Origin of the sequence: Mesorhizobium sp. M5C.F.Ca.IN.020.29.1.1 (genome assembly GCF_003997375.1) — a bacterium.
GTDB lineage: Bacteria > Pseudomonadota > Alphaproteobacteria > Rhizobiales > Rhizobiaceae > Mesorhizobium > Mesorhizobium wenxiniae.
The window spans coordinates 1-4124 of sequence record NZ_RZSW01000548.1; the positions used below are offsets into that span (position 1 = coordinate 1).

At 62.7% G+C, this 4124-nt stretch carries 4 protein-coding genes; 3 read left to right on the plus strand and 1 reads right to left on the minus strand.

The window, feature by feature from the left end; translation table 11 throughout:
* The first annotated feature begins 15 nt into the window (after positions 1-15).
* On the plus strand, positions 16-1050 hold the full coding sequence (locus EOA85_RS29280) for a class I SAM-dependent methyltransferase (RefSeq protein ID WP_065007694.1): 1035 nt from the start codon (positions 16-18) through the stop codon (positions 1048-1050).
* Positions 1051-1215: 165 nt separating this feature from the next.
* On the opposite strand, the gene EOA85_RS29285 is transcribed toward EOA85_RS29280, so the two are convergent.
* Positions 1216-2136: a sugar kinase gene (locus EOA85_RS29285; protein ID WP_127212081.1), complete on the minus strand. Its 921-nt coding sequence runs from the start codon at positions 2134-2136 to the stop codon at positions 1216-1218.
* 209 nt (positions 2137-2345) lie between these two features.
* Here EOA85_RS29285 and EOA85_RS29290 point away from each other — a divergent pair, with 209 nt between their 5' ends.
* Together EOA85_RS29290 and EOA85_RS29295 are read left to right on the plus strand one after the other, a co-directional pair.
* Positions 2346-2795 carry a FixH family protein gene (locus EOA85_RS29290; RefSeq protein ID WP_127212082.1) on the plus strand — a complete coding sequence of 150 codons (450 nt, stop codon included), beginning with the start codon at positions 2346-2348 and terminating at the stop codon, positions 2793-2795.
* Positions 2796-2808: 13 nt separating this feature from the next.
* Entirely contained in the window at positions 2809-4011 is a 1203-nt protein-coding gene (locus tag EOA85_RS29295) for a cytochrome c peroxidase (protein ID WP_127212083.1), read from the plus strand.
* Positions 4012-4124 lie beyond the last annotated feature (113 nt).

Below are 4124 nucleotides of genomic sequence, written 5' to 3' on the forward strand. Positions count from 1 at the left end.
CTATGGGGTTATGTGGTGGCAACCATCCTTGATGGCAAAAGTCTGATTACTGCCGAGATGATCGCCGCCAGTCTCCCTCGAGGAAAGCTCGGGCCTCATAGCGAAGCGTTCGAAACTGCTCGCGTAGAGCTTGCGCTCATTCTCCACACGACACACCAGCAAATCGAGCAACGAAAGGATCCCGCGGAGATCATTCGTCGTCTGATGGCGCATCTCGAAGCAACCCGTTCCAAGGTTCATCCAGACGTTTGGCAAGCATTGATACCGGTGGTGCAGAACCACCCGGTCCTGGAGTACTTTCTTGAGGATCCGCTCACGCGGTGGTCCCATGACAAGCCCAGAGGTTATTCTGGCGACGCGCAGTTGCTCGACTATATCTATTGTGACCCGCACGTGGCCGAGAGCGTGGCAAACGCCTCGGAAATCGGCAAGGCGCTCTATAGCCATACCAAGGATGTCCCATCGTGCATCGCGGCACGGGAACGACGCGATCTTTTAACCCGATATGTCGATGAGATTGCGACCAAGAATGGACCGGAGGCCGAGATCCTGGCGATCGCGGCCGGCCATTTAAGGGAGGCCAATCGCTCGACCGCCTTACGGGAGGGCCGTCTCAAGCGCTGGGTTGCGCTCGATCAGGATCCTCAGAGCGTTGGATTGATCACGCGCGACTTCCAGGGCACCGCGGTAGAGGCGATCGACGGTTCGGTACGAACCATGCTCACGCGGGGCCACAAGCTTGGCAAGTTCGACTTCATCTACGCCTCTGGCCTTTACGACTACCTTGCGCACAACGTCGCCGTGAAGCTCACGAAAACCTGCCTGCAGATGTTGAAGCCGAACGGGACATTCCTCTTCGCGAACTACGCAGAGGGCAACCCTGACGCCGGCTACCGGGAGACGTTCATGAACTGGGTGTTGCTGCTGCGGTCGGAGGCCGATATGTGGAACATCATCAACGCCAGCGTCGACCGCAACACCGTCGAGGCGCAGGTGTTCTTTGGCGAGAACCGCAACGTCCTATATGGCGTCATCGAAAAGCGCGGATAGCGACCGCCTTGGGCTGCAAGGTTGTCGCCCATTGGCGGCAGTCAGTCTGATTGCGTTTTGACCCTAAAGCGCGTCGCGTTTGAATGATTCATGCAACGCGCCTTAAGGTCTTGTTTTATGCATGTCGTCATCGCAAAACCGCTGCGCACTTTTGCGCGACATGCATTAATCTTCGAACGCCGCCCTTAACGTTTCGAATGGCGCCAGCGCGCCGCGCACCTGCACGACGGCCGCGGCGACGCGATGCGCGCGCAGCACGGCCTCAGTCGGAGCGTGCCCGGCGAGCCGGGCGGCGAGATAGGCGCCATTGAAGGAATCGCCAGCGCCGGTCGTGTCGACGGGGACGGCGACATGCACGGCCGGAACGGGTTGCAGGGTTCCGTTTGCGGCGATCAGCGCCGGCTCCTCGCCGTTCTTGACGACGACTTCGCCGACCAGCTTTCGCAGCCGTTCCGCGGTTGCCTGCGGCGCCGCGTCGCCGAACAGCATCTGCTCGTCGGGAAAGGTCGGTAGTGCTAGGTCGGTGACTGCGAGCGCATCGAGTATCGCGGCCTGCGCTTCCTCGCGCTGGCGCCATAATCGCGGCCGGTAGTTGGGATCGAAGGCGACAAGCGAGCCGGCGGCGCGTGCCTTGGCCACCGCTGCCAGCAATGTCTTGCGCGCAGCGCCATCCAGAATTGCCAAAGTGATTCCGGAAAAGTAAACAAGCGCCTGATTTTCAAGGCTTTTCGCCAAAGCAGCCGGGTCGGAGGCAAGCTGCCTTGCAGCCGCATCGCCGCGCCAGTAGGTGAATGAGCGTTCGGCTCCGGTCAGCGTGATCGCATAGAGGCCGGGCCGGGCGCCTGATATGATCGGGCTGGCGCCGACGCCGATGCCGTTTTGCGCGAAGAAACCGATCTGGTCGCGCGAGAACGGGTCGTCGCCGAAGGCCGACACATAGGTCGCCGGCCGATCGCCGCTCAGCGCATGCAGCGCCCACAGCGTATTGAACGTGTCGCCGGCAAAACCCATGCGCCAGTTCGGCCCCGCCTGGCCTGAGAGTTCGAGCATGCATTCACCGATCGAGGCGACGCCGTTTCCTGTCATGAATCTCTCTCCTGGTGCATGTCGCCCAAACCTTGCGCAGCGGTTTTGGGATAACGACATGCACAAAACCAAGACCCGGTGCTGTAGCTTTTTGCGAGCGGCAGCGCCATGCTTGGCCATGGCGGATTTTTGCGCCAACGGCGTTTTCTCACGCGGAAGGCGGGACGCAATCTGCCCAGCGAGACGTTATCTCCGGAAGAGGAAACGGTTTGGCATCGTTATGGCGTTATGTTCTGGCAGGTCTTGGTCTGGCTGGCTTGCTGGCCGGCATTCTCGCTGCCGTCTATCTGACCGCGCCGCAAGCGCCTCGGCTTGCGAGCCCCGAAGTCGCCCGCTCGAAGAAGACGACGAACGGGCTGTTTGTGGCCAGTTTCGAGCCGGAGCGGGGTGTCATCAGGCAAGGCGAGCTGCAATCCTGGCTGCTGACCCTGAAGACAGGTGCGGGAACCCCGGTGGAGGGCGCCGGGATCACGATTTCCGGGGGCATGCCGCGGCACAGGCACGGTCTACCGACCAGCCCGCAGGCGACCGACTATCTGGGCGACGGCTGCTATCGCATCGATGGGGTGAAATTCACGATGAGCGGATTGTGGCAATTGCATTTCGCCATTTCCGCGGCGGCCGGATCCGATACGGTGGTCTTCAATGTGGTGCTCTGAGCGCTGGAGCAAGATGAACCGCTTTTCGCGTCTTTTCGCGCTGCTGGCGATGGGCGTGCTTGCCGGCTGCGGCAAGCCGGAGTTTTCCGATGCCGAAAAGAAGACCATCGCCTCACTGGCTCTGTCGGCGCTACCGCCGCCGAAAACCGACACCACCAACCGCTTCGCCGACGTGCCGGCCGCCGCCGCCCTCGGCGCGACGCTGTTTTTCGACGTCGGGATGAGCGGCGACGGCAAGGTTTCCTGCTCGACCTGTCACAAGATCGACCGGCAATTCCAGGACGACCTGCCGCAAGCGGTCGGCGTCGGCCGCACCAACCGGCGCACCATGCCGCTGGCCGGCGTCGCGCATGCCCCATTCTTCTTCTGGGACGGGCGGCGCGACAGCCTTTGGTCGCAAGCGCTGGCGCCGCTGGAGAATCCGCTGGAGCAGGCCGGCAATCGCGCCGCCTACGCGCATTATATCAAGGCGCGATTCGGCGAGCGCTATGAGCGCATCTTCGGGCCGCTGCCCGACCTTTCGACCGTGCCGGCCAATGCCAGCCCGCTCGGCAGCGATGCCGAGAAGGCGGCGTGGAGCACGATGACCAAAGCTCAGGCCGAGGGCGTCAATCGCGTCTTCGCCAATATCGGCAAGGCGATCGCCGCCTTCGAGCGGTCGATAGCGCCGCCGCAGACGCGCTTCGACCGGTTCTCTGCCACCCTGGCTACTGGTATACAGTTGCCGCAAGGCGACGTTGCTTTTTCGCCCGAGGAAATCCTCGGGCTAAAGCTGTTCATCGGCAAGGCCAATTGCGTGACGTGCCACACCGGGGCGCGTTTCACCGACGGCAGCTTTCACAACACCGGCGTGCCGCCGGTTGCAAATCTGCCTGCGGATCGCGGCCGCATAGATGCGGTGGCGCAGGTCGAGGCCGACCCGTTCAACTGTTTCGGCGCGTTTCGCGATGGCGACGCCAGCGCCTGCGGCGAGCTGCGCTTCATGGTCAAGGCCGGACCGGAACTCGCCCGCGCCTACAAGACGCCGTCGCTGCGCGGTGCCGCCACCCGTCCCCCCTACATGCATGCCGGGCAGTTCTCGTCGCTCGAAGAAGTGGTGGCGCATTATTCGACGGCGCCGGCGAGTGTCGAGGGCATATCCGAGATCCATCCGCTGCAGCTTTCCGACCGCGAGCGCGCCGCGCTGGTGGCGTTTTTGAAGACATTGGCGGAGTGAAGGACTCGGAATAAAGGCCGCTCGGTAGCGATCCTTCGCGCCCCCTCTGTCCTGCCGGACGTCGCCCACGAGGGGGAGATTGGCTGTCCCCTCGGCTTTCGCCAATTTTCAAC

Coding starts and splice junctions, on each gene's coding strand:
- EOA85_RS29285 (WP_127212081.1), bottom strand. CDS start 2,136: ATGACAGGAAACGGCGTCGCCTCGATCGGTGAATGCATGCTCGAACTC.
- EOA85_RS29295 (WP_127212083.1), top strand. CDS start 2,809: ATGAACCGCTTTTCGCGTCTTTTCGCGCTGCTGGCGATGGGCGTGCTT.